Raw genomic sequence first — 24,023 nt, forward strand, 5'->3', positions numbered from 1 at the left:
ACCACCGCGCAAGGCGGTGGGGCAGAGGACTTAGCTGCCCTGCTTCTTCAGCGCGGCACCCAGGATATCGCCCAGCGAAGCGCCGGAGTCGGTCGAGCCGTACTGGGCGACCGCTTCCTTCTCTTCGGCGATTTCCAGCGCCTTGATCGAGACCTGCAGCTTGCGGGTCTTCTTGTCGAAGGCGATGACGCGGGCGTCCACCTTCTGGCCGACGGTGAAGCGCTCGGGGCGCTGCTCGTCGCGATCACGGCTGAGGTCGGAGCGCTTGATGAAGGTCTCGATGCCGCTGTCGACCAGCCGCACTTCCAGACCGCCATCCTTGACGCCGATGACTTCACAGGTGACGACCGCGTTCTTGCGCAGTTCGCCCGAAGTCGCCGCTTCGCCGACCGTATCCTTGGCCAGCTGCTTGATGCCGAGCGAGATGCGCTCCTTGTCGATGTCGACGTCGAGCACCTGCGCCTTGACCATGTCGCCGCGATTGTACTCTTCGATGACCTGCTCGCCCGGACGGGTCCAGTCGAGGTCGGAGAGATGGACCATGCCGTCCACGTCGCCTTCGAGGCCGATGAACAGGCCGAACTCGGTCTTGTTCTTGACCTCGCCCTCGACCTGGCTGCCGACCGGATGGCTGCTGGCGAAAGCTTGCCACGGATTCTCGAGCGTCTGCTTGAGGCCGAGCGAGATGCGGCGCTTGGCCGGATCGACTTCGAGCACCACCACGTCGACTTCCTGGGTCGTCGACAGGATCTTGCCGGGATGCACGTTCTTTTTCGTCCACGACATTTCCGAAACGTGGATGAGGCCTTCGATGCCCGGCTCCAGCTCGACGAACGCGCCGTAGTCGGTGATGTTGGTGACGGTGCCCTTGATCTTCTTGCCGATCGGGAACTTGGTGCCGATCTCGGACCACGGATCGCTCTCGAGCTGCTTCATGCCGAGCGAGATACGGTGGGTTTCCTGGTTGATGCGGATGATCTGCACCTTGACCGTCTGACCGATGTTGAGGATTTCGGTCGGATGGTTGACGCGGCGCCATGCCATGTCGGTGACATGCAGCAGGCCGTCGATGCCGCCGAGGTCGACGAACGCACCGTAGTCGGTGATGTTCTTGACGACGCCTTCGACAACCTGGCCTTCTTCGAGGTTCTGCACGATTTCCGAACGCTGTTCGGCGCGGCTCTCCTCGAGCACGGTACGGCGCGACACCACGATGTTGCCGCGGCGGCGATCCATCTTGAGGATCTCGAAGGGCTGCGGGTTGTGCATCAGCGGCGAGACGTCGCGGATCGGGCGGATATCGACCTGGCTGCGCGGCAGGAAGGCCACGGCGCCGTCGAGGTCGACGGTGAAGCCGCCCTTGACCTGGTTGAAGATGACGCCTTCGACGCGCTCACCCTTGGTGAACTTCTCTTCGAGGCGGACCCAGCTCTCTTCGCGGCGGGCTTTTTCACGGCTGAGCATCGCTTCGCCAAGCGCGTTCTCGATGCGCTCGACATAGACTTCGACGGTGTCACCGACCTTGAGGGTGGTGTCCTTGCCCTTGACGCCGAATTCCTTCAGCGGCACGCGGCCTTCGACCTTGAGGCCGACGTCGATGATGGCCATGTCTTTTTCGATCGCGGTGATCGTGCCCTTGACGACCTGGCCTTCGCCGGAATGGCCGGCGGTAAATGATTCTTCGAGCAGGCTCGCGAAATCATCGCGAGTGGGATTTGCAGCTGACATTGTTTCTCCTGGAATGCCCCGCTTCTATCGCGGGACGGGCGCCGTGGGTTAGCGTTGCGTTGGCCTGCCGGCGTTCCGGGCTACAAAAGCCCTGGGCCGCTCTTTAAGCGGCAATTCCGGCGCATGAAGAATGCTGGCAGGCTGGTTCGTGCCCGATATGGGTGTTTTCTTCGCCTCCGACAACGGAAACACGAGGGAAAAACCCGGATCAGGCCTTGTTTCTCTTGTCCAGCACGTCGTCGATGATCGCCATGGCCGCAAGAAACGCGGCTTCTATAGCCATTTCGCTGGTATCAAGCAAGTGCGCGTCGGCGGCAGGCTTCAAGGGAGAGTCGGCGCGGCCCATGTCGCGCTCGTCACGGCGCATGATATCGGCAAGGATCTCGGCGAAATCAGCGGTGCCGCCGATGCTCTCGATTTCGGCCAGCCGGCGTCGTGCCCGTACCTCGGCGCTGGCCGTCACATAGAGTTTTATGTCGGCGTCGGGGCAGACGACGGTGCCGATGTCGCGCCCGTCGAGCACCGCGCCCGGCGGCGTCTTGGCGAAGTCGCGCTGCTTTTCGACCAGGATGCGCCGCACGGTCGGATACACCGCGACCTTCGAGGCCGCCTCGCCGACCGCATGTGCCGACAACACCGCACGGTCGAGCTTCGCCAGATCGACCTGGCGGGCTGCGGTTTCGGCCGCCGAGACATTGTCGAGCGGCAGCGCGTGCTGGATCAGCGCGTAGGCCACCGCGCGATAGGTGAGGCCGGTGTCGAGCAGGTTCAGCCGGTAGTGGTCGGCGAGCCGCCGGGCGAGGGTGCCTTTGCCGGCGCCGGCCGGGCCGTCGATGGCGATGGTCAGGAGCCCCGTCATATGACGTTGTACCGCAAGCGCCCTGCGCCATTGTTGATCGAACTCGGCTGCCGTGATCTCCAGGGCTTCGAATTCCCTGTCCGAATTGATCTCTTCAACATCTGGAAAACCTTCGGTGGAGTTTCTTGTGCCGCCGATTTCAAGATCATCTGATCCATCTGCGGCTTCGCCACGAACGGCGAAACCGACCGACCCATCGGCGTAGAACTCTATTGTTCGGTTTTGAAAGTTATCGTCTGCGATCTCATACCAGAGGTGAGATGGCTCTTCTGCCCTCTCATGCCTCCAATGAACGTAGACGTATTTCATTCGATCTCCGCGCCCAGCTCCTTCATCAACCCCATGAATTCCGGAAAACTGGTCGCGATCATCGCCTGATCGTCGATCGTGACGGGCTTTTCCGTCGCCAGTCCCATGACCAGAAAGCTCATGGCGATGCGGTGGTCGAGATGGGTTTGCACCGTTGTGTCCGGGCCGTTCGGATGGCGACCGAGACCCTTGCCGCCCGGTTTGCCGCGTACCGCAAGCGAAGCCTCGCCCTCGGTGCAGTCGACGCCGTTGAGCTTCAGCCCGTCGGCGACGGCCGACAGCCGGTCGGATTCCTTCACCCGCAGCTCTTCCAGCCCCTGCATCAGCGTTTCGCCCTCGGCGAAGCTGGCGGCGACCGCGAGCACGGGGTATTCGTCGATCATCGACGGCGCCCGCTCGGGCGGCACGGTGACGCCCTTGAGCTCGGAATAACGCACGCGCAGGTCGGCGACATCCTCGCCGCCGGCATTGCGCGGGTTGAGGATCTCGATCTTGCCGCCCATTTCCTGCAGCGTCAGCAGAAGCCCGGTGCGGGTCGGATTCATCAACACGTTCTCGATCACGATGTCCGAACCTGGCACGATCAGCGCAGCCACCAGCGGGAAACCGGCCGAGGAAGGGTCGCCCGGCACCGCGATGGTCTGGCCGGTCAGCTTGCCCTGGCCTTCGATGAAGATGTGGCGCACGCCGCGCTCGTCGGTCTCGACCGACAGATTGGCGCCAAACCCCTTCAGCATCTTTTCGGTGTGGTCGCGTGTCATGACGGGTTCGATGACGGTGGTGATGCCCGGCGTGTTCAGCCCGGCCAGCAGCACCGCGGATTTCACCTGTGCCGAAGCCATCGGCACGCGGTAGGTGATGGGTGCCGCATGTTTTGGGCCATGCAGCGTGATCGGCATCCGGTCGCCCGGCGTCGCCTTCAGCACCTGCACGCCCATCTGGCGCAAGGGTTCGAGCACCCGGCCCATCGGCCGGCCGGACAGCGAGGCGTCGCCGATGAAGGTTGTTTCCATGTCGTAGGTGCCGACCAGGCCCATGGTCAGCCGCGAGCCGGTGCCGGCATTGCCGAAATCGAGCGGGCCTTCCGGCTGCAGCAGCGCGCCGTTGCCGGTGCCGCGGATCACCCACTCGGCGCCGCGCTTCTCGACAAGCGCGCCCATCGCCTTCATGGCCGCACCGGTGCGCATCACGTCCTCGCCCTCGAGCAGGCCGGTGATGCGGGTCTCGCCGGAGGCGAGGCCACCAAACATGAAGGAGCGGTGCGAGATCGACTTGTCGCCCGGCACGCGGGCGGTGCCGGCAAGGGCTGGTGATTTGCGGGCGGTGGCCGACTTTGGGGCGGCGGCGTGAGACATGGAATTTCCCTGGACGGAATGCCGGCGGGCCGGCGCTTTTCATTTGTTGCGGCGGTCTCGTATCACGGTGGGCCGAAATGGTCATCCCCCATGGTCGTCACTTGACGCGAGGCCTTTCAATGCATGGTTTTGTGACGCCGGCTTTTCGCTTTGACAGCGCAGCAAACTGTGGTTAAGGGGACCACTCTTTTATTGACGAGGCTTGCCGTGGCAAAAACCGAACTTGGCACAAAACGCATCGACCCGGAGACGGGCCGAAAATTCTACGACCTGAACAAGGACCCGATCGTCTCGCCCTACACGGGCAAGACCTATCCGCGTTCCCATTTCGAGGAAGGCAAGATCGCCGCTCTCGAAGAGGAAGAGGAAGTGGCCGAGAAGGAAGTGGACGCCGAGGAAGAAGAGGGCGTCGAGGTCGTCTCGCTCGAAGAGGCGGACGAGGACGTCAAGGGCGACGACCTGCCAGATCTCGGCGACGATGAGGACGACGTCGATCTCGGCGACGACGAGGATGACACCTTCCTTGCCGACGAAGAGGAAGAAGACGACGACGTCGCCGACATGATCGGCGTCGGCGACGACGACGACGAGGTCTGATCCGGCCTTGGAAGCAGGCGTTTGCGGGCTTTCTTGGCCTGTGAAGAAAAAGCGGCTCTCGAAGGCTTGATATTGACGAAAGGCGGGGTTAGAAGCCGCCTGCACTAACGGCGCGGTCTCCAACCCGCGCCGGATCTCTTCGCCGGAAACGGCGCCGGTTGACTGCCGGAAGTGGGGCCATAGCTCAGTTGGGAGAGCGCTTGAATGGCATTCAAGAGGTCGTCGGTTCGATTCCGATTGGCTCCACCAAACAGTCACTCTCCTCATCGAGGATATCAGGCCAGCTGCTGCACGGATCGCCGACATTGCGGCCGATCTTCCACATGGTCATCAGCTCTTTCGGAACGACTTCACCAGGTGCTCTGGGTCTGGGTCGGTCGGCCAGATCATACAGTCGACCTGCTGGAGGACGACTGGTATGCGGCTGGCGCGACAGACGGCTTTCTTTTTGCCTCACCCGCCAGCCGGGTCAGCCAGTCACTTTTGTTGATACGCTTTTCAATCTGATGATAACTCAGCATCGCGACTGGGATGGCCATCACCAAGAATGACAGCGCCAACGCTATCAGCGGGACTTTACCCACAAGGCCAAAGTTCACACACAGAGCCGCCATAACCGCGAACAGCATTTGATGCCACAAATACAGTGAATAGGACGAATCTCCCAGAGCGACCCAACGCTTGGAGAATTGCCACATCGACCGAAGTTCGATGGCCACAAATCCATATACAACAAACGCGCTCGGCAGGCCAAAACACACCACGCGCCACATCTGAGGCAGCTCAAACCATCCTGCTCCATAGAGCCGGAAAACGATCGCTCCGAGCAAAATTCCGCCAATGCCGATGCCCAGGGATGCCACAGCGTATTTTGAGAATCCTCGCTTGACGAGCAAGGCAACCACTATCCCGAACACGAACTCCAGAACCAGTGGCGCCATCGGTGCCGATGGTGTGAAGACGCCCGTGATCCATACCGAGAAAACAGCAACGAACCAGAGACCCAGGACAAGCAGGATGCGGCGCGCGGAGATCAAAATCCCCAACGCGCATATAGTGTAGAAAATCATCTCATATTGCAGTTTCCAGGCCGCGAGAATTCGGTTGTTCGGCTGGTCGATCAGAAGAGCCAGTTTCCACCACGGTTCCTGTTCGAGCGATGTCGGGGCAAGTTCAACCTTTGTCATCAGCAGCGTAGCGGCACCAAACGCGATCAAATAGATCGGGTAGATGCGAAACACGCGCCGCACGGCAAATCCTCGGAACGCTTGCCATCGCCCGACGATGGCGGCCTTTTCCCCCGCTTTCCCGGCGGACAAAAAGACCACAAAGCCGGATATGACGAAGAACAGATCGACGCCGGCCGGACCGATCGAGTCCGCCAATTGCACGATCCAATGGCCCCTCAAGGGCTCCAGCGACCAGAAAGTATGGCTTGATACCACCATTAGTGCCGCGATGGCACGAAGACCTTGGATGTTTCTGTAAAGCATTGTGGAGGCATAACAACGGAAGGTCGAAGCGGCAACAGTCGCATCGATGAAAATCTGATCAGAGTTGCAACATCAGCAACGATTCGCCTGTGATAGAGGCATGGATTTGAGCGTTCCATCGATTCAGCAGACTTTTACCGCGCCGGCTATCAGAAGTTCAATAGAGATACGGGCGTTACTTAAGAAGAAGCTAATAAGACGGCCAGGTTCGTCGGGCGTGCCTGGCGGATTGCCGGCCCCGTAGGGGACGGGGCATTGGGGTAACCTGGCGGCGCCGTGCCTTGTCGGGCGTCACATCTCCGACTTCGCAGGAATGTCTACTGGTTTCGGTTGCGCGTCCCGGCGCTGACACCAGGCTTGGCCAGATGGGCCGGCCTCGCGTTCGGGAGTCGGTCGAACCCCTTCAAAAGCTGCCAGGCAATGCGACGAAGCACTTTCCTGAAACCATCATCTTCGAAGCCGTTCAACTGGCTACTGAATGCGATGGATTCGGGATGAAACCTTGCCCCGTCGAGCAGGCCGACCAATCGAGCAGCCGAGAGCGGGTATGGGGAGCGCTCGATTTCCTTCCCGCATGCACTCATTTCGAGTAAAGCTATAACTGGGCGCCTTCCGATCGCATGGGGACGGCGCTTAGGTGGCGGCGTGACCGTGATCAGCTTTGATTGCAGCGTTTGCCATCCAAGATTGCGTGTTTCGAGGCTGGAACATGGAACACAGGCTCGCGGCGGTGCTGGCAGCCGACATGGCTGGATACTCTCGGCTCATGGAAGCCGACGAGAGGGGTACCCTTGCGCGGCTCAAAACGCACCGGATCGAACTCATTGATCCGGCAATCGCCAAGAACCAGGGCCACATCATCAAAACCACCGGTGACGGCATGCTGGTCGAATTCCAGAGCGTGGCAGATGCGGTACGCTGCGCCGCGGAGGTGCAGATCCGCATGCGCCGCCGCAACACCGACGTGCCGGATGCCGGACGCATTCAGTTCCGGATCGGCATCAATCTCGGCGACATCATCTTTGATGAGGGCGACATTTATGGCGATGGCGTGAATGTCGCCGCCCGGCTGGAACAGATGGCTGAAGTCGGCGGGGTGTGCGTCACCCAAGCCGTGTACGAACAGGTCTTCGACCGGCTCGAAATCAAGTTCGAGGACCTCGGCGAGAAGGTCCTGAAGAACATCTCTCGTCCGATACGGGTCTGGCGCGCCGTGCTAGACGATGCAGCCGATCCGCGAGCGGGGGACGGCTCGGCCCGGCGCAGCGCGGTGAAGCCGTCGATTGCGGTCCTGCCATTCGCCAATATGAGCGGCGAATCCGAACAGGAATTTTTCGTTGATGGTCTGACCGAGGATATCATCACGGAACTTTCGCGCCGGCACGAACTGTTCGTCATCTCGCGCAATTCGACCTTCGTCTACAAAGGGCAGTCGGTAAACCTCCGTGAAATCGCCCGGAAGCTGGGCGCGCAATACCTGGTGGAGGGCAGCGTCCGCAAATCGGGCGATCAGCTCAGGGTGACAGCGCAGCTGATCGATACTGCCACCGATACACACATCTGGGCCGAGCGATACGACCGCAAGCTCGACGATGTTTTCGCCATTCAGGACGAACTAACCGCAGCGATCGTGGCCACGCTGCCAGGCCGCGTCGAAGCCGCGCAGCAGGATCTCGTGGCGCGCAAGACACCTGCCAACATGGCAGCATACGAATGCGTGCTCGCGGCCAAGGTCCGCCACCATCGCAGCAATCGAGCCGAGAATGAGGAGGCGCTGAAGCTGGTGACACGAGCGCTAGAACTCGACCCCGAATACGCGCATGCCCATGCCTGGCGGGGCTGCATCCTGGGGCAAGCCTGGGGCTACGGCTGGTGCGCTGATAAGGACGCCGCGTTCGACGAAGTCGTCCGTGAGCTTGAGTTGGCGCAAGCACTGGATAGCAACGATGCGGACGTCCAACGGATATTGGCAGCCATTAGCATCAGCCGCAACGATCTGACGAAGGCTCGGCACCACCAGGAGCGGGCTCTCGCACTCAATCCAAACTACGATCTCGTCGTGGTCCAGCACGGCGAGCTTTTGACTTGGCTCGGTCGCCCCAAGGAAGGAGCCCACTGGATTCGCAAGGCGATGCAGTTGAACCCTCACCACCCGGAACGCTTCTGGAGCCATCTTGGGAAAGCTCACTTCACAGCCCACGAATATTCCGAAGCAATCGAGGCCTTCATGCATCTGTCGAAGATGGATGCCAACCAACACGCCTTTGTCGCGGCGGCGTATCACTGGCTGGGCGATCGGACCGCTGCGTCCGCTCATCTCGCTCAAATAGACAAGGTCGATCCGGAATTTACGATTGATGCTTTCGTCTCTACCTTGCACTACGAGAACGAGGCGGATATTCATCATCTAGTTGATGGACTGAAGTCTCCCGAAGCGGCGCAGGTGAGAGTATAGATTTCCAACCTCGCGAGCCTCCTTGTTCAGGCGCGCTTGCGCGACTGAAGGCCAATCCCATCACCACTCGGCGAAGGAGCCGTCCTTGTGGCGCCAGATCGGGTTGCGCCAGCGGTGGCCTTCCTTGGCGCGTTCCTTGACGTAGTCCTCGTCGATCTCGACGCCGAGGCCCGGGCCATCGGGAATGGCGACATAGCCGTCCTCGTAGCGGAAGACATCCTTGTTGGCGGCGTAGTCGAGCAAATCGTTGGCGGCGTTGTAGTGGATGCCGAGGCTCTGCTCCTGGATGAAGCAGTTGTAGCTGACCGCATCGAGCTGCAGGCAGGCGGCGAGCGCGATCGGCCCGAGCGGACAGTGCGGCGCGACCGCCACATCATAGGCCTCGGCCATCGCCGCGATCTTGCGGCATTCTGTGATGCCGCCAGCATGCGACAGGTCGGGCTGGATGATGTCGACGACGCCTTCCTCGAACACCGACTTGAAGTCCCAGCGGCTGTAGAGCCGTTCACCCAGCGCAATCGGCGTCGAGCCGAGGGCGGCGATCTCCTTCAGCGCCTCGCGGTTTTCGCTCAGCACCGGCTCCTCGATGAACATCAGCCTGTAGGGCTCGAGCTCCTTGACCAGGATGCGCGCCATCGGCCGGTGCACGCGACCGTGGAAGTCGACTGCGATGCCGATGTTGGGACCGACGGCCTCGCGCACCATGGCGACGCGCTCCACAGCGGCATCTATTCTGTCGTGGCTATCGACGATCTGCAGTTCCTCGGTGCCGTTCATCTTGAGCGCCAGGAAGCCGCGCGCCACCATTTCCCTGGCACCCGCCGCGACCTCCGCCGGCCGGTCGCCGCCGATCCAGGAATAGACCTTGATGCTGTCGCGCAGCTTGCCGCCGAGCAGTTCATGCACCGGAACGCCGAGCGCCTTGCCCTTGATGTCCCACAGCGCCTGGTCGATGCCGGCAATGGCGCTCATCAGGATCGGCCCGCCACGGTAGAAGCCGCCGCGATGCATCACCGTCCAGTGATCCTCGATCAGGCGGGGGTCCTTGCCGATGAGATAATCACCAAGCTCCTTGACCGCCGCCTCGACGGTCAGCGCCCGGCCCTCGACCACCGGCTCGCCCCAGCCGGTGACGCCGGCATCGGTCTCGATCTTCAGAAACAGCCAGCGCGGCGGAACGATGTAGGTGGTGAGCGAGATGATTTTCATGCGCTGTCTCAGTTGTTCTTGAGTTTCTTGGCGCTGACGAGGTCGCGCGCCGCAAGGTCGAGGATCTTGTTTGCGGCGCTACGCGCCGCCTCGACGTCGCGCATGCGCAGCGCCTCCACCACCTCGCGATGCGCCGCCACCGCTTCCAGGCGCCGGTCGAGCGAAATCACCGCCGTCGCTTCCAGCGAGAATTTGAGGCCGGTGTCGATCAGATTGCCGATCTGGCGAAAGATCGGGTTGTGGCTTGCGGCATAGACGATCTGGTGGAAGGCGATGTCGGAGCGCGAGAACATGGCGAGGTCCTCGCCGGCGCCTGCCATGCCGCGCCAGGCCGCTTCGAGATCGGCGACCTCCTGCAGTGTTGCGCGCGTGGCGGCAAGCTCGGCGACCAGCGGTTCGATGGCGCGGCGTGTTTCGAGAATGGCGTCGAAGAGCTTGTCGTCCAGCGCATGCGGTGCGTGCCAGGCCAGCACCTGCGGATCGATGATGTTCCAGTCGTCCTCGTTGCAGACGATGGTGCCGACGCGCGGCCGCGACAGCACCAGCCCCTTGGCCGCCAGCACCTTCAGGGCTTCGCGGATGACGGTGCGGCTGACGCCGTATTCGACGCCAAGTTCGTTTTCGGTCGGCAAGGAGGACCCGGCCGGATAGCGTCCGGAAAAAATGTCCGAGGCCATAGCCTTCGTCACGTCGGGCATGACGCGCGGGCGACGGGTCGTCGTGTCGCCCGGTGTCTTCTTCGAAATCTCGGTCACCTCAGCCCTCCTCCAAGGCGGCGAACCTGCCAGTTCGCACAACCGGCCCGGCATTAGCGGATGCAAACGAGTTGCGCCAGCGATCGCTGCTCAGAGCATGTACATTAATTATCATACCAGATCAATTGACGAGTATGATAAAAGCGAATAGAGAGTCCGCATCCGGGCTGAGCGCCCGGCCTATCGCTGGGAGGAAATCATGCGACTTTTGAAGACCGCGCTCGTCGCGGGCGCGCTTGCCGTGCTGTCCGTCACGACGATCGCTTCTGCCTATGCTCAGGACACCAAGATCGGCTTCATCGTCAAACAGCCCGAGGAGCCGTGGTTCCAGGACGAATGGAAGTTCGCCGACCAGGCCGCCAAGGAAAAGGGGTTCACCCTCGTCAAGATCGGCGCCGAGGACGGTGAGAAGCTGATGTCGGCGATCGACAATCTCGGCGCGCAAGGGGCGCAGGGTTTCATCGTCTGCACGCCGGACGTGAAGCTCGGACCTGGCATCGTCGCCAAGGCCGCAGCCAACAATCTCAAGCTGATGACCGTCGACGACCGTCTGGTCGGTTCCGACGGCAAGGCGCTGGAAGACGTGCCGCATATGGGCATCTCGGCCACCAAGATCGGCGAGGCTGTCGGCCAGGCGATCGTCGATGAAATGAAGGCGCGCGGCTGGAAGGCCGACGAGGTCGGCGCCATCCGCGTCTCCTATGATCAGCTGCCGACGGCTGTCGATCGTGTCGAAGGCGCCATCTCGGTGTTGAAGGCGAACGGCTTCAAGGCCGAGAACATCTTCGACGCGCCGCAGGCCAAGACGGATACGGAAGCTGCCCTCAACGCGGCGACGGTCGTGCTCAACGCCCATGCCGACATCAAGAAATGGGTTTCCTTCGGCCTCAATGACGAAGCAGTACTGGGCGCCGTGCGCGCCTCCGAAAGCGTCGGCATTCCGGCCGACGGCATGATCGGCGTCGGCATCGGCGGCGCCGATTCGGCGATCAACGAGTTCAAGAAGCCGACCGCCACCGGCTTTGTCGGCACGGTGATCATCTCGCCGAAGCGTCATGGCTACGAGACGGCGCTCAACATGTACGACTGGGTTGCCAACAACAAGGAACCGGAGAAGCTGATCCTGACCTCCGGCGCACTGGCCAAGCGGGACGACTTTCAGAAGGTCCGCCAGGGCCTCGGCATCGAATAATCCTCCCTGTACAAACAGGCGGCGGCTTATCCGCCGCCTGTTTCCCACACAGAAGGATCGAAGCCCGTGTCCTTTCTCGAATTTTCGCACATCACAAAGACCTATCCGGGCGTCAAGGCGTTGTCGGACGTCTCGTTCGGCGTCGACAAGGGCGCGGTGCATGGCCTGATGGGCGAGAATGGCGCCGGCAAGTCCACCCTGATCAAGATCCTTTCCGGCGACCAGCATGCCGATGAGGGCGATATAAGCATCGACGGCAAGGTCCAGGCCTATGCCTCGACCCGGGATGCCTTCGACAATGGCGTCATCGTCATTCACCAGGAACTGCAGCTCGTTCCCGAGCTCACCGTTGCCGAAAACCTCAGCCTCGGCCGCTTTCCCGCCAGCGCCGGCATCATCGCAGGCCGCCGGATGCTGGAAGACGTCGGCACCAAGCTGAAATCGGCCGGCATCGACATCGACATGCGCCGCAAGGTCAAGACGCTGTCCATTGGCGAGCGCCAGATGGTCGAGATCGCCAAGGCGATCATGCTCGACGCGCGTGTCATCGCGCTGGACGAGCCGACCTCTTCCTTGTCGTCGCGCGAAAGCGAAATCCTGTTTGCCCTGATCGACCGGCTGCGCGGCGAGGGCAAGGTCATCATCTACGTGTCGCACCGATTGGATGAGGTGTTCCGGCTCTGCGATAGCCTGACCGTGCTGCGCGACGGCAAGCTCGCGGCGCACCATGCATCGCTGAAAGATGTCACCCGCGATCAGGTCGTCGCCGAAATGGTGGGCCGCGAGATTTCGGACATCTGGGGGTTTCGCCCGCGCAAGGCAGGCGGTATCAGGCTGAAGGTCGAGGCCCTGTCCGGGACAAAGCTGAGGACGCCGGCCAGCTTCGAGGCCCGCGCCGGCGAGATCGTCGGCTTCTTCGGCCTGATCGGCGCCGGCCGCTCGGAACTGATGCGGCTGGTCTTCGGCGCCGATCCGCGAACGGGCGGCGCCATCACTGTCGACAGCAAGGTGATCCACGCCACCGATCCGCATGGCGCAATCCGGGCCGGCATCGTGCTGTGCTCGGAAGATCGCAAACATGACGGCATCATCCAGGGCCGTTCGATCGAGGAAAACATCAACATCTCGTCGCGGCGCCATCACACGCGCTTTGGCGTCTTGAACCGCGCCTGCGAGATCGCGACCGCCGAAACCTTCATCAACAAGCTCAAGGTGCGCACGCCCTCGCGCAGGCAGGACATCATCAACCTCTCCGGCGGCAACCAGCAGAAGGTCATCCTTGGCCGCTGGCTGTCCGAGCAGGGCGTGCGGGTTCTGATCGTCGACGAGCCGACGCGCGGCATCGACGTCGGCGCCAAATCGGAAATCTACGAACTGCTCTACCAGCTTGCCGAGGACGGTATGGCGATCGTCGTCGTCTCGTCCGAACTGCCGGAGGTGATGGGCATCTGCGACCGCATCCTGGTGATGTGCGGTGGCCGCATCAGCGCCGAACTGGCCCGCGACCAGTTCGCCGAGAAGGCGATCCTGGCCGCCGCTCTTCCCGACAAGAAAACCCCCGACGCGATCGCATCCTGAGGATTTTTGCCATGACCGATCAGTTGAAGAAGATCCTGCTCGGCGAACAGGGGCTTGTCGTCATCTTCCTCGTTGCCTTCGCGCTGGTGTCGGCTCTCGTGCCGAACTTCCTCACGGACCGCAACATGCTCGGCCTGCTGCAGTCGGTGGTCACCGTCGGCATCGTCGCCTGCACAATGATGTTCTGCCTCGCGGCGCGCGACTTCGACCTGTCGGTCGGCTCGATCGTCGCCTTTGCCGGTATGGTCGCCGTGATGGCGTCCAACGCCACCGGCTCGATCCTGCTCGGCCTTCTGGCGGCAATCGCATCCGGCGCCTTCGTCGGCTTCATCAACGGCGTCGTCATCGCCAAATTCCGCATCAACGCGCTGATCACCACGCTGGCCACCATGCAGATCGTGCGAGGTTTCGCCCTGATCGCGTCCGACGGCCGCGCCGTCGGCATCAACAGCCCTGATTTTTACCAGCTCGCGCTGTCGAAATTGTTGGGCATACCGACACCGATCTGGGTGCTGGCCGCTCTCTTCGGCATCTTCGGCTTTGTGTTGAACCGCACCGTCTTCGGCAAGAACACGCTCGCCATCGGCGGCAATCCGGAGGCCTCCCGGCTTGCCGGCGTCAATGTCGACAGGACGCGCATCTGGATTTTCGCCCTCCAGGGCGTCGTCTGCGGCATCGCCGGCATCCTGCTGGCATCGCGCATCACTTCGGGCCAGCCCAACGCGGCGGTCGGGCTGGAGCTTTCGGTCATCTCTGCCTGCGTGCTCGGCGGCGTCTCGCTTGCCGGCGGCCGCGCCACCATGTCGGGCGTCATCGTTGGCGTGCTGATCATGGGCATCGCCGAAAACGCCATGAACCTGCTCAACATCCCGGCCTTCTACCAGTACATCGTGCGCGGCGTTATTTTGCTCCTGGCGGTGCTGCTCGACAATCTGCGCTCGTCGGCATTGGGGCGGCGTTGATCGTCTTCGACTGGAGTGACCAAAATGGCTGAGCGCCTGTCCGGCAAAAGCATCTTCCTGACGGGTGCCGCGCAAGGCATCGGGCTGGCCATCGCTGAGGCCTGCCTTGCCGAAGGGGCAAAGCTATTCCTGGTCGACCAGGATGGCGCGCTACTGGACAAGACCGTCGCCGGTCTTGCCGCACCGCAGGGCCATGTCGGACATATCGCCGCCGACATCAGCAACGGCACCGCGATTGCCGCTGCCGTCAGGCGGGCAAGCGACGAGATCGGCCCGATCAACGCACTGATCAACAATGCCGGGGTCAATGTGTTTTCGACGCCACTCGACACCAGCGAGGAGGAGTGGAACCGCAATTTCGACGTCAACGTCAAGGGCGCCTGGAACTGCAGCAAGGCGGTGCTGCCGGCGATGATCGCCAGCGGTGGCGGTGTCATCCTCAACATCGCCTCGACGCACAGCTTCACCATCATCCCGCACACTTTCCCCTATCCCGTTGCCAAGCACGCTCTGCTCGGCCTGACCAAATCGCTGGCGCTGGAATATGCGGGGCAAGGCGTGCGCGTGAACGCGCTGGCGCCGGGCTATGTCGAGACGCAGAAGGCGATCGACTACTGGAACAGCTTTCCTGACCCGGCCGCGGCGCGCGCCAACACCATGGCGCTGCATCCTGGCCGCCGTATCGCCTCGGTGCGCGAGATCGCGCTTGCTGCGGTGTTCATGATCTCCGACGAGTGCCCGTTCATGAACGCGGCCAGCCTCGTCGTCGATGGTGGGCTGAGCCAGCTGCAGCATCCCGCCTGAACACTGGGAAGACCATGAGCAAGAGACGATCGCAGCACTGGTTCGGCGGTTTGGGCAAGGATGCCTTCATCCACCGCAGCTGGATGAAGAACAACGGTCTGCCCGACGATGCCTTCGACGGCCGCCCTGTGATCGGCATCTGCAACACTTTTCCGAATTCACCCCGTGCCACGTGCACTTTCGAGGCCTGATCGAGCACATCAAGGCCGGGGTGCTGGAGGCCGGCGGCTTGCCGCTCGAATTCCCGGTCTTCTCGTGTGGCGAGTCCAATCTGCGGCCGACGGCGATGCTGTTTCGCAACCTCGCCTCGATGGATGTCGAGGAGGCGATCCGCGGCAATCCGATGGACGGCGTCGTGCTGATGGCCGGCTGCGACAAGACCACGCCGTCGCTGGTGATGGGCGCGGCCTCCTGCGACCTGCCGTCGATCGTCATCTCTGGCGGACCGATGCTCAACGGCCGCTTCCAGGGCCGCGAGATCGGCTCCGGCACCGATGTGTGGAAATTCTCCGAAGATGTCCGCGCCGGGGTGATGAGCGAACAGGATTTCGCCAATGCCGAGAGCGCCATGTCGCGCTCGCCCGGTCACTCCATGACCATGGGCACCGCCTCGACCATGGCCTCGATGGTCGAGGCACTCGGCCTGGCGCTGCCGGGCAACGCTGCCTATCCCGCGGTAGATGCCCGCCGCAGCCGCATCGCCCGTATGACCGGGCGGCGCATCGTCGAGATGGTCAATGAGGATTTGCGCCCGTCGGCCATCCTCAGGAAGGCGGCCTTCGCCAACGCCATCCGCGTCAATGGCGCGATCGGCGGCTCGACCAATGCGGTCGTGCATCTGCTGGCGATCGCCGGTCGCGTCGGCACCGAGCTTACGCTGGACGATTGGGACGGGTACGGCCGCGACGTGCCGACCATCCTCGACCTGATGCCGTCCGGCCGCTTCCTGATGGAGGATTTCTGCTACGCCGGCGGCATTCCGGCTGTCATGAAGGAGATCGCCGACCTGCTCGACCTCGATGCGCTGACGGTCACCGGCAGGAGCGTGGGCGAGAACATCGCCGACGCCAGGAATGACAATCCGCAGGTGATCCGCCCACGCGACAAGGCACTCACGCGGCAGGGCGGGATTGCGGTGCTGCGCGGCAATCTGGCGCCCGACGGCGCCATCATCAAACCATCGGCCGCCTCACCGGGGTTGATGAAGCATCGCGGACGTGCCGTCGTTTTCGAGGATATCGACGACTACAAGGTGCACATCGACGATCCCTTGCTCGACATCGACGAGAATTCGATCATGGTGCTGAAGAATTGCGGTCCCAAGGGCTATCCGGGGATGGCCGAGGTCGGCAACATGGCTCTGCCGCAGAAGCTGCTCAAGCAAGGCATCCGCGACATGATCCGCATCTCCGATGCCCGCATGTCGGGCACCGCTTTCGGCACGGTGGTGCTGCATGCGGCACCGGAAGCCGCCGTCGGCGGCCCGCTGGCGCTGGTCAGGAGCGGCGACATCATCGAGCTCGATGTCGAAGCGCGGAAGCTGCATCTCGACGTGTCCGAGCAGGAACTCGCGAAACGGCGCGCATCCTGGACCGCGCCGGAGCCGGCGATGCGCGGCGGCTATCAGGGCCTCTACGTTGACCGTGTGCTGCAGGCGGATCGTGGTGCGGACCTCGATTTTCTCGTCGGTAGCCGAGGCCACGCTATCCCGCGCGAAAGCCATTGAGGGTGACCGGGATGCCGAATTTCCGGCCCGATGATATCCATGGCATCCACGCCATCCTCTACGCGCTCTTCGACAAAGACGAGCGGCTTGATCGCGCGGCAATGCGAAGGCAGGTCGAGATCTGCCTGGCGACCGGAGTGCATGGCATGGCGGCGCTTGGCCTTGCGACGGAAGTCGCCAAGCTCACCGAGGCCGAGCGCCGGACGATCATGGACTGGACGGCGGAGGACACAGCCGGAAAAGTGCCGCTCGCCTTCACCATTTTCGGCTCTTCGGTTGCCGAGCAGGTATCCCAGATCCGCCACGCCGAAAGCGTCGGAGCCGACTGGGTGATCCTGCAGCCGCCACTCGTTGGGTCGTATGGCGCATCGGAATACATCAAGTTCTTCGGCCGTGTCGCCGAGGCGACCGACCTGCCGGTGGCGATCCAGAACGCGCCGGCCTTTTTCGGGCGCGGCCTGACATCGGACGAAATCCGCGACCTCGTTACGCTTCATCCCAACATCCGGCTGATCAAGGGCGAAGGTCCGGTCACCGACATCGCCGGGTTGATCGAACGCACCGAGGGCCGCATTCCCGTCTTAAATGGGCGCGGCGGTCTGGAACTGATCGACAATTTCCGCGTCGGTTGCTGCGGCATGATCCTGGCGCCCGATTGCATCGACATTGCCGTGCGCGCCTACAATGCATTCCGCGCCGGAGACGAAGCAGCGGCCGAAACCCAGTATGCAAAAATGCTGCCGGCGGCGGTCTTCGTCATGCAAGGCATCGAGAACCTGGTCTGCTACGGTAAAAGGCTGTTTGGCGCCCGTACCGGCATGCCGATACACGACCGCGCCCCGGCGATGCGGCCCGGCGAGGCTGGCCTTGCGATGGTGGAGCGCTTCGCTGCCCATCTGGGCCGATTGCCGGGTTAATACCGAAGGCCCGCGGCCTTCGCGCTGGGCGGGCCGGGTTGGCTCCATCGCCTGGGGAGAGAAATTCTAACCGCAGTCATGGATTTAGAATAAACTAACTCTACAGTTTGTGGAATAAGCAATCTGCACTGGCGATCTGGTTTCCACCCGGACAGGACCACGCCATGCCCACCCTTTTGCGCCCGCCCCCGATCTCATCAAGCATAGAAGGTCGCCGCCCGACCGCGGGGGGCAAGCCATGACCCGGGACATTCCAGGCCGTATCAAGGTACTCTGGTTCCTGCCGACGCATGGCGACAGCCGCTATCTCGGCACGTCCGAAGGCGGCAGGGCCGTCGATCTGCCCTATTTGACGCAGGTGGCCAAGGCCGCCGACACGCTGGGCTACTACGGCGTGCTGTTGCCAACCGGCCGGGCCTGCGAGGATTCCTGGGTGATCGCATCGGCGCTGGTGCCGCTGACCGAGCGCTTGCGTTTCCTCGTCGCCGTGCGGCCCGGCCTGCAATCGCCGACGCTCGCCGCCCGCATGACGGCGACGCTCGACCGCATCTCCAATGGCCGCCTGCTGATCAATGTCGTCACCGGCGGTGACCCACTTGAGAACAAGGGCGACGGCATCTTCCTGGCGCATGCCGAGCGCTACGAGGTGACGCAGGAATTCCTGCAGATCTACAAGCGCGTGCTGAGCGGCGAGACGGTCGAGCACGAGGGCAAGCATTTCCGCATCGAGGACGGCCGGCTGCTGTTTCCGCCGGTGCAGACGCCGTATCCGCCGCTCTATTTCGGTGGCTCGTCCGACGCCGGATCCGTGGTGGCGGCGCAGGAGATTGACAAATATCTGACCTGGGGCGAGCCGCCCGCCGATGTCGAGCGCAAGCTGGACAGCGTGCGGGAGCTGGCCGAGAAGGCCGGCCGCAAGCTTTCCTTCGGCATTCGCCTGCATGTCATCGCGCGCGAGACGACCGAACAGGCCTGGGCCGCGGCCGACAGTCTGATCAGCCGGCTCGACGACGCGACGATCGCCTCGGCCCAAAAAGTCTTTGCCCGCATGGATTCGGTCGGCCAGGCGCGGATGAGCGCGCTGCATGGCGGCAACCGCGCCAAGCTCGAGATTGCACCCAACCTCTGGGCCGGCGTCGGCCTGGTGCGCGGTGGCGCCGGGACAGCACTTGTCGGCGACCCCGACACAATTGCCGAACGCATCGACGAATATCGGCGCCTCGGCATCGATACCTTCATCCTGTCCGGCTATCCGCATCTCGAAGAAGCCTACCGTTTCGGCGAACTGGTGCTGCCGAAACTGCCAACCGATCATCCGGTGAAGGCCGCTGGTTCGTCTGTCAACACCGGCCCGTTCGGCGAGACCATTGCCGGCGATCATCGGCCGAAGTCGCTCGCCAGCGCCTCGTGAACGCGCTCCCTCCGGCCCGCCGATTGCGCGTCGCCATCATCGGCGGCGGCTTTTCCGGCGCTGCGGTGGCCTGGCATTTGGCACGGACAGCTCGACCGGAACGCCTGTCGATTTCCGTCATCGAGCCGCGACCGGTGATCGGCGGTGGCCTTGCGTATTCCAGCGCGGAGCCGTCGCATCGGGTCAACGTCCCCGCAGTCAGAATGAGCATGGCTCCTGACGATCCGCAGCACTTTGCGCGCTGGTTGAGCCGCAATGGCGAACTCGAGCAAGACCCGGACGCCATCTGGAAGAATGGCGACGTCTATCCGCGCCGGCGCGTGTTCGGCCGCTACGTCGCCGAGCAGCTGGCGCCCTGGCTCGGCTCGGGCACGTTGCGCCACGTCCGCGGTCTCGCCACAGGCGTCGCACGTGACGCGGATGGCAGGGCCTGGACCGTGCACACCTCCAGCGGGCCGGTTGCCGCCGACATCATCGTCCTGGCGGTGACGCATCCGCTGCCCGGCGTTCCCGCTGCGTTGACCTCGCTGGCGGAAGCGCCAGGTTTCATCGCCGACCCATACGCCCCTGCCGCGCTTGCCGGGATCGGGCCGGACACGTCGGTGTTGATCGTCGGCTCCGGACTGACCTCGGCCGACATGGTCGCCGAACTCGATCGCCGTGGCCATCACGGCAGCATCCTGGCGCTGTCTCGCCGCGGGCTGCGCTCGCGCGGCCACCCGGACATCCGGGGCGAGCCGTTCGGCGACTTTGCGTCGGTGCCGGCCACCACGGCGCTTCAACTGCTAGAAGCAATCCGCGCTACGCTGGCAGCGGCACATGTGGCCAACGTCAACTGGCAGTCCGTGTTCGACCAGCTGCGCCTGCAGGGTCCGGTGCTGTGGGCCGCACTTGCTCCGCCGGAACGGGCAAGGCTGGTCCGTCAGCTGCGCGTATTCTGGGACGTGCATCGCTTCAGGATCGCACCGCAGGTCGCGGCCGTGCTCGACCGTCGTCATGCAGCCGGCACATTCGACAATATTGCCGCCAGGCTTGTCGCATCGAAGCATGAGGACGACAGCCTGGCGGTCAGCTTTCAACGGCGCGGGCGGACGCAGATCGAGACGGCGCGCTTCGATGCCGTGATCAACACCACGGGCCCGGCTCATGGGCAGGCGCTTCAGCTGAACCCGGCATTGCGCTCGTTGGCCGAGGCCGGGCTGATCAGGGCCGACCAATACGGGCTGGGTATCGAGACAAGTCGCGACAGCCGCGCCCTCGGCCGGGACGGTAGGGCGGTCGCGACACTCTTCGTCGCCGGTCCGCTGGCGCGAGGGACTTTCGGCGAACTCATGGGCCTGCCGGAGGTCGCCCGCCATGCCCAGGCCGTCGCGGTCGAGATTGCAAGGCTGCTCGACACGCCAGCCGAGGGCGTCGGCGCCAATGCCGCGCACGGTCCGATCGCGGGCTGACAAGCGGGAGCCGGGTCGGCCGCGCAAAATTGGTATTTCCGTCCCGATAGGGCTCCAAAAACGGAAAATCCTTCTTTGTATATATATTCTATAAACATAATAAATATCGGCGAAACCCGGCTGCGGTCGGACCGATCAACGACACGGCCTGAATGGGAGACAGTGCATGGCACACGCAGAATCCGACGCGATCAAATTCGCCTACTGGGTGCCGAATGTTTCGGGTGGCTTGGTGATCTCCAACATCGAGCAGCGCACCAACCATTCGGCCGAGTACAACCGCAAGCTGGCGCAAATCGCCGAGAAGGCCGGTTTCGACTACGCGCTGAGCCAGATTCGCTTCACCGCCGGCTACGGCGCCGACGAACAGCATGAATCGGTGGCATTCAGCCATGATCTGCTGGCCGCGACCACCACGCTCAAGGTCATCGCCGCGATCCTGCCTGGGCCATGGAACCCGGCGCTGGCGGCCAAGCAGATCGCCACCATCAGCTACCTGACCAATGGCCGCGTCGCCATCAACCTCGTCTCCGGCTGGTTCCGCGGCGAGTTCCACGCCATCGGCGAGCACTGGCTCGACCATGACGAGCGCTATCGCCGCTCGGAGGAATTCATCCGGTCATTGCGCGGAATATGGACGCAGGACAGCTTCACCTTCCGTGGCGATTTTTACCGCTTCAACGAATATTCGCTGAAGCCGAAGCCGCCGCATCCGCTGCCCGAAATCTTCCAGGGCGGGTCGTCGCGCGCCGCGCGCGACATGGCATCGCGCGTCTCGGACTGGTACTTCACCAACGGCAACACGCCGGCCGAAATTGCCAAACAGGTCGACGACATCCAGGCCAAGGCAAAGGCCAACAGCCATTCCGTCAAGGTCGGCGTCAATGCCTTCGCCATCGTCCGCGAGACAGAGGACGAGGCCAGGGCGGTGCTTGCCGAAGTCATCGCCAAGGCCAATCCCGACGCCGTCAACGCCTTCGGTCACGAGGTCAAGAATGCCGGCAAGGCCTCGCCGGAAGGCGAGGGCAATTGGGCGAAGTCGTCGTTCGACGATCTGGTCCAGTACAATGACGGCTTCCGTTCTAACCTGATCGGCACACCCAGGCAGGTCGCCGAACGGATCGTCGATCTGAAGCGTGCCGGCGCCGATCTCATCCTGCTCGGCTTCCTGCACTTCCAGGATGAGGTCGAGTATTTCGGCAAGCATGTCATCCCGCTTGTTCGCGAGCTGGAAAACGCTGAGGCGGCAGCGTCGCTGGCAGCAGAATAGTCACCGCACGGGCTGGCCGGACAGGCTTCCGGCCAGCACTCGAATGTACATTCCCCAGCGCGCTCGAGCCATCGAGCAGCAATGAGGATTTGCGTGCCTGCTGATGCAATCGAGGGCCATTGGAATGCCTCTGCCCAGTTATGCCTTAGGAGCGATGAAGGCTTCGGTCTATGCACCGGAGGTCTTGGCGCGCGGCCTGCCGTCAGCTCTGCGGCGGGAGCAGCAGCCCGAACGCAACGGCGAGCCGACAGGGTCCGCCGCCGCCGCTCCGCTGCTTTCGCTTCAGGGCATTGGCCTTTCATTTGGCGGTGTGGTCGCGCTGGCCGATATCGACCTTTCGGTTCACCCCGGCGAGATCCGCGCGATCATCGGTCCGAACGGCGCTGGCAAGAGCTCGCTGATCAACGTCATCAGCGGCGTCTACCAGCCGGATCGCGGCCATGTCCTGCTCGACGGCACCAGCTATGCACAGGTACCGACGCAGCGGCTGGCGCATCTCGGCGTCGCCAGGACCTTCCAGAACCTCGCTCTGTTCAAGGGCCTCAGCGTCCTCGACAATGTCGCGTCCGGCCTCGCCTACAAGATCCGCTCCAATTTTGCCGGCCAGGTGCTCGGCATGGGCCGCTCGCGCGGCGAGCAGCGTGACACTCTGAGCCGCGCCGACCAGATCCTCGAATTCCTCGACCTCGCCGCCGTTCGCGATCGCCTTGTCGGCACCTTGCCTTACGGGCTGCAGAAGCGGGTCGAACTGGCCCGTGCGCTGGTCGCCGAACCGCGCCTGCTTTTGCTCGACGAACCGATGGCCGGTATGACCGCGAGCGAAAAGAGCGAGATGGCGGGTTTCGTCCGCGCCGCGCGCGACCGCTTCGCCACCACAGTAGTCTTGATCGAGCATGATGTCGGCGTCGTCATGGGCCTGTCGGATCGCATTGCCGTTCTCGACTACGGCCGCAAGATCGCCGATGCCACGCCCGACGAAGTCAGGAACGACCAGCGCGTCATCGATGCCTATCTCGGCGTCGCCTCGGACAATGAGGACGGGGCAGGCATATGATCGCCGACTTCGACTACCAGTTCTTCATCGAGGTGCTCGTCGGCGGCCTGCTCTCCGGCGTCATGTACTCGCTGGTCGCGATCGGCTTCGTACTGATCTACAAGACCTCAGGTGTGCTCAATTTCGCGCAAGGCGCGATGCTGCTGTTCGCCGCACTCACCTTCGTCAGCCTTGTCGAACGCCGCGTTCCGTTCGCCCTGGCATTGGTCGTCACCTTCGCCATCATGGTGGCGATCGGCATCGCCATCGAGCGCACGGTGCTGCGGCCGCTGACCAACAAGCCGCCGATCACGCTGTTCATGGCGACCCTCGGCCTGTCCTACATCATCGAGGGCGCTGCCCAGCTGATCTGGGGCACGCAGGTCCACGGCCTCGACCTCGGCATCGAGGACGTGCCGCTTGAAGTCGGCGGTGTGCTGATCAGCCAGTTCGATATCTTCGCGGCCGTGGTTGCCGCCGGCATGGTTCTCCTGCTGTCGCTGTTCTTCCGCTACACCCGCATCGGTCTCAGCTTCCGCGCCGTCGCCGACGACCAGTTCGCGGCCCTCGCGGTTGGCCTGCGCCTGCCCTTTATCTGGGCCACCGTCTGGGCGGCGGCCGGTCTTGTCGCGCTGGTGGCGGGCCTGCTCTGGGGTGCGCGTCTCGGCGTGCAGTTCTCGCTGTCCCTGGTGGTGCTCAAGGCGTTGCCGGTGCTGGTGCTCGGCGGCTTCGATTCCATCCTCGGTGCCATCGTCGGCGGGCTGCTGATCGGCGCCAGCGAGAAGCTCGCCGAGGTCTATATCGGCGACTATTTCGGCGGCGGCATCGAGAGCTGGTTCGCCTATGTCGTCGCGCTCGTCTTCCTGCTGATCCGTCCTTCCGGCCTGTTCGGCCAGAAGCTGGTCGAAAGGATCTGAGC

The 24,023-nt window shown here is 63.1% G+C and carries 19 protein-coding genes, 1 tRNA gene and 2 pseudogenes; 15 read left to right on the forward strand and 7 right to left on the reverse strand.

The genetic code is table 11. From position 1 onward, the window contains the following. Positions 1-30 precede the first annotated feature (30 nt). Both rpsA and cmk read right to left on the reverse strand, forming a co-directional pair. Positions 31-1,728: a 30S ribosomal protein S1 gene (rpsA, locus tag ACFSOZ_RS21600; protein ID WP_008872513.1), complete on the reverse strand. Its 1,698-nt coding sequence runs from the start codon at positions 1,726-1,728 to the stop codon at positions 31-33. 208 nt (positions 1,729-1,936) lie between these two features. Beyond that, positions 1,937-2,587, reverse strand: coding sequence for a (d)CMP kinase (gene cmk / locus ACFSOZ_RS21605; protein ID WP_379101684.1), 651 nt, complete (start codon positions 2,585-2,587; stop codon positions 1,937-1,939). On the opposite strand from cmk, the gene ACFSOZ_RS21610 reads away from it, so the two are divergent. After that, positions 2,588-2,740, forward strand: coding sequence for a hypothetical protein (locus tag ACFSOZ_RS21610; RefSeq protein ID WP_379101699.1), 153 nt, complete (start codon positions 2,588-2,590; stop codon positions 2,738-2,740). Here ACFSOZ_RS21610 and ACFSOZ_RS21615 read toward each other — a convergent pair. Both ACFSOZ_RS21615 and aroA read right to left on the reverse strand, forming a co-directional pair. Continuing rightward, a pseudogene (locus ACFSOZ_RS21615) lies at positions 2,666-2,896 on the reverse strand (DUF6881 domain-containing protein); the annotation flags it as partial. The gene ACFSOZ_RS21610 and the pseudogene ACFSOZ_RS21615 overlap by 75 nt on opposite strands. Further along, positions 2,893-4,251: a 3-phosphoshikimate 1-carboxyvinyltransferase gene (gene aroA, locus ACFSOZ_RS21620; protein ID WP_379101336.1), complete on the reverse strand. Its 1,359-nt coding sequence runs from the start codon at positions 4,249-4,251 to the stop codon at positions 2,893-2,895. The gene aroA and the pseudogene ACFSOZ_RS21615, both read right to left, overlap by 4 nt. Positions 4,252-4,458: 207 nt before the next feature. Between aroA and ACFSOZ_RS21625 the strand changes: the two genes are divergently transcribed. Together ACFSOZ_RS21625 and ACFSOZ_RS21630 are read left to right on the forward strand one after the other, a co-directional pair. After that, positions 4,459-4,848, forward strand: a complete 390-nt coding sequence (locus ACFSOZ_RS21625; RefSeq protein WP_379101338.1) for a TIGR02300 family protein — start codon at positions 4,459-4,461, stop codon at positions 4,846-4,848. 173 nt (positions 4,849-5,021) lie between these two features. Beyond that, positions 5,022-5,097 (forward strand) — tRNA-Ala (locus tag ACFSOZ_RS21630). A gap of 137 nt (positions 5,098-5,234) precedes the next feature. Here the strand turns inward: ACFSOZ_RS21630 and ACFSOZ_RS21635 are convergent. Continuing rightward, positions 5,235-6,341 carry an acyltransferase family protein gene (locus ACFSOZ_RS21635; RefSeq protein ID WP_379101340.1) on the reverse strand — a complete coding sequence of 369 codons (1,107 nt, stop codon included), beginning with the start codon at positions 6,339-6,341 and terminating at the stop codon, positions 5,235-5,237. Between the two features lie 709 nt (positions 6,342-7,050). On the opposite strand from ACFSOZ_RS21635, the gene ACFSOZ_RS21640 reads away from it, so the two are divergent. Then, complete coding sequence (locus ACFSOZ_RS21640) at positions 7,051-8,796, forward strand: adenylate/guanylate cyclase domain-containing protein (protein ID WP_379101342.1); 1,746 nt, start codon at positions 7,051-7,053, stop codon at positions 8,794-8,796. Between the two features lie 60 nt (positions 8,797-8,856). Here the strand turns inward: ACFSOZ_RS21640 and dgoD are convergent, their stop codons facing one another. Together dgoD and ACFSOZ_RS21650 are read right to left on the reverse strand one after the other, a co-directional pair. Continuing rightward, positions 8,857-10,005, reverse strand: a complete 1,149-nt coding sequence (gene dgoD / locus ACFSOZ_RS21645; protein WP_379101344.1) for a galactonate dehydratase — start codon at positions 10,003-10,005, stop codon at positions 8,857-8,859. 8 nt (positions 10,006-10,013) lie between these two features. Beyond that, complete coding sequence (locus ACFSOZ_RS21650) at positions 10,014-10,703, reverse strand: FadR/GntR family transcriptional regulator (RefSeq protein WP_379101686.1); 690 nt, start codon at positions 10,701-10,703, stop codon at positions 10,014-10,016. A 256-nt stretch (positions 10,704-10,959) separates the two neighbouring features. Between ACFSOZ_RS21650 and ACFSOZ_RS21655 the strand changes: the two genes are divergently transcribed. From ACFSOZ_RS21655 to ACFSOZ_RS21705, 11 genes and pseudogenes are all read left to right on the forward strand, one after another. Continuing rightward, the gene (locus ACFSOZ_RS21655; protein ID WP_379101346.1) at positions 10,960-11,952 is read left to right on the forward strand and encodes an arabinose ABC transporter substrate-binding protein; all 993 of its coding nucleotides are present in this window, start codon (positions 10,960-10,962) and stop codon (positions 11,950-11,952) included. Between the two features lie 66 nt (positions 11,953-12,018). Next, positions 12,019-13,530, forward strand: a complete 1,512-nt coding sequence (araG, locus tag ACFSOZ_RS21660; RefSeq protein WP_379101348.1) for an L-arabinose ABC transporter ATP-binding protein AraG — start codon at positions 12,019-12,021, stop codon at positions 13,528-13,530. 11 nt (positions 13,531-13,541) lie between these two features. Further along, positions 13,542-14,492, forward strand: a complete 951-nt coding sequence (gene araH, locus ACFSOZ_RS21665) for an L-arabinose ABC transporter permease AraH (protein ID WP_379101350.1) — start codon at positions 13,542-13,544, stop codon at positions 14,490-14,492. A 24-nt stretch (positions 14,493-14,516) separates the two neighbouring features. Continuing rightward, positions 14,517-15,296 (forward strand): SDR family oxidoreductase, encoded by a 780-nt coding sequence (locus ACFSOZ_RS21670; RefSeq protein WP_379101352.1) that lies wholly within the window; start codon positions 14,517-14,519, stop codon positions 15,294-15,296. Between the two features lie 14 nt (positions 15,297-15,310). Further along, positions 15,311-17,022 (forward strand): annotated as a pseudogene (locus ACFSOZ_RS21675) (IlvD/Edd family dehydratase). Positions 17,023-17,033: 11 nt separating this feature from the next. Next, positions 17,034-17,939, forward strand: coding sequence for a dihydrodipicolinate synthase family protein (locus ACFSOZ_RS21680; RefSeq protein ID WP_379101354.1), 906 nt, complete (start codon positions 17,034-17,036; stop codon positions 17,937-17,939). Positions 17,940-18,177: 238 nt separating this feature from the next. Then, on the forward strand, positions 18,178-19,350 hold the full coding sequence (gene ssuD, locus ACFSOZ_RS21685; protein ID WP_379101355.1) for an FMNH2-dependent alkanesulfonate monooxygenase: 1,173 nt from the start codon (positions 18,178-18,180) through the stop codon (positions 19,348-19,350). Then, positions 19,347-20,801, forward strand: coding sequence for an FAD/NAD(P)-binding protein (locus ACFSOZ_RS21690; RefSeq protein ID WP_379101357.1), 1,455 nt, complete (start codon positions 19,347-19,349; stop codon positions 20,799-20,801). The genes ssuD and ACFSOZ_RS21690 overlap by 4 nt, the downstream gene beginning before the upstream one ends. 166 nt (positions 20,802-20,967) lie before the next feature. Next, positions 20,968-22,071 (forward strand): dimethylsulfone monooxygenase SfnG, encoded by a 1,104-nt coding sequence (gene sfnG / locus ACFSOZ_RS21695; protein WP_379101359.1) that lies wholly within the window; start codon positions 20,968-20,970, stop codon positions 22,069-22,071. Between the two features lie 124 nt (positions 22,072-22,195). Beyond that, positions 22,196-23,125: an ABC transporter ATP-binding protein gene (locus ACFSOZ_RS21700; protein WP_379101361.1), complete on the forward strand. Its 930-nt coding sequence runs from the start codon at positions 22,196-22,198 to the stop codon at positions 23,123-23,125. Further along, positions 23,122-24,021, forward strand: a complete 900-nt coding sequence (locus tag ACFSOZ_RS21705) for a branched-chain amino acid ABC transporter permease (protein ID WP_379101363.1) — start codon at positions 23,122-23,124, stop codon at positions 24,019-24,021. The genes ACFSOZ_RS21700 and ACFSOZ_RS21705 overlap by 4 nt, the downstream gene beginning before the upstream one ends. The last annotated feature ends 2 nt before the right edge of the window (positions 24,022-24,023 follow it).

Origin of the sequence: Mesorhizobium newzealandense, assembly GCF_042682145.1 — a bacterium.
Classification (GTDB): Bacteria; Pseudomonadota; Alphaproteobacteria; order Rhizobiales; family Rhizobiaceae; genus Mesorhizobium; species Mesorhizobium newzealandense.

Bases quoted from the DNA above. Each gene is read 5' to 3' on its own strand.
- rpsA (WP_008872513.1), bottom strand. From the start codon at position 1,728: ATGTCAGCTGCAAATCCCACTCGCGATGATTTCGCGAGCCTGCTCGAA.
- cmk (WP_379101684.1), bottom strand. From the start codon at position 2,587: ATGACGGGGCTCCTGACCATCGCCATCGACGGCCCGGCCGGCGCCGGC.
- ACFSOZ_RS21610 (WP_379101699.1), top strand. From the start codon at position 2,588: ATGACGTTGTACCGCAAGCGCCCTGCGCCATTGTTGATCGAACTCGGC.
- aroA (WP_379101336.1), bottom strand. From the start codon at position 4,251: ATGTCTCACGCCGCCGCCCCAAAGTCGGCCACCGCCCGCAAATCACCA.
- ACFSOZ_RS21635 (WP_379101340.1), bottom strand. From the start codon at position 6,341: ATGCTTTACAGAAACATCCAAGGTCTTCGTGCCATCGCGGCACTAATG.
- ACFSOZ_RS21640 (WP_379101342.1), top strand. From the start codon at position 7,051: ATGGAACACAGGCTCGCGGCGGTGCTGGCAGCCGACATGGCTGGATAC.
- dgoD (WP_379101344.1), bottom strand. From the start codon at position 10,005: ATGAAAATCATCTCGCTCACCACCTACATCGTTCCGCCGCGCTGGCTG.
- ACFSOZ_RS21650 (WP_379101686.1), bottom strand. From the start codon at position 10,703: ATGCCCGACGTGACGAAGGCTATGGCCTCGGACATTTTTTCCGGACGC.
- ACFSOZ_RS21655 (WP_379101346.1), top strand. From the start codon at position 10,960: ATGCGACTTTTGAAGACCGCGCTCGTCGCGGGCGCGCTTGCCGTGCTG.
- araH (WP_379101350.1), top strand. From the start codon at position 13,542: ATGACCGATCAGTTGAAGAAGATCCTGCTCGGCGAACAGGGGCTTGTC.
- ACFSOZ_RS21670 (WP_379101352.1), top strand. From the start codon at position 14,517: ATGGCTGAGCGCCTGTCCGGCAAAAGCATCTTCCTGACGGGTGCCGCG.
- ACFSOZ_RS21680 (WP_379101354.1), top strand. From the start codon at position 17,034: ATGCCGAATTTCCGGCCCGATGATATCCATGGCATCCACGCCATCCTC.
- ssuD (WP_379101355.1), top strand. From the start codon at position 18,178: ATGACCCGGGACATTCCAGGCCGTATCAAGGTACTCTGGTTCCTGCCG.
- sfnG (WP_379101359.1), top strand. From the start codon at position 20,968: ATGGCACACGCAGAATCCGACGCGATCAAATTCGCCTACTGGGTGCCG.
- ACFSOZ_RS21700 (WP_379101361.1), top strand. From the start codon at position 22,196: ATGCCTCTGCCCAGTTATGCCTTAGGAGCGATGAAGGCTTCGGTCTAT.
- ACFSOZ_RS21705 (WP_379101363.1), top strand. From the start codon at position 23,122: ATGATCGCCGACTTCGACTACCAGTTCTTCATCGAGGTGCTCGTCGGC.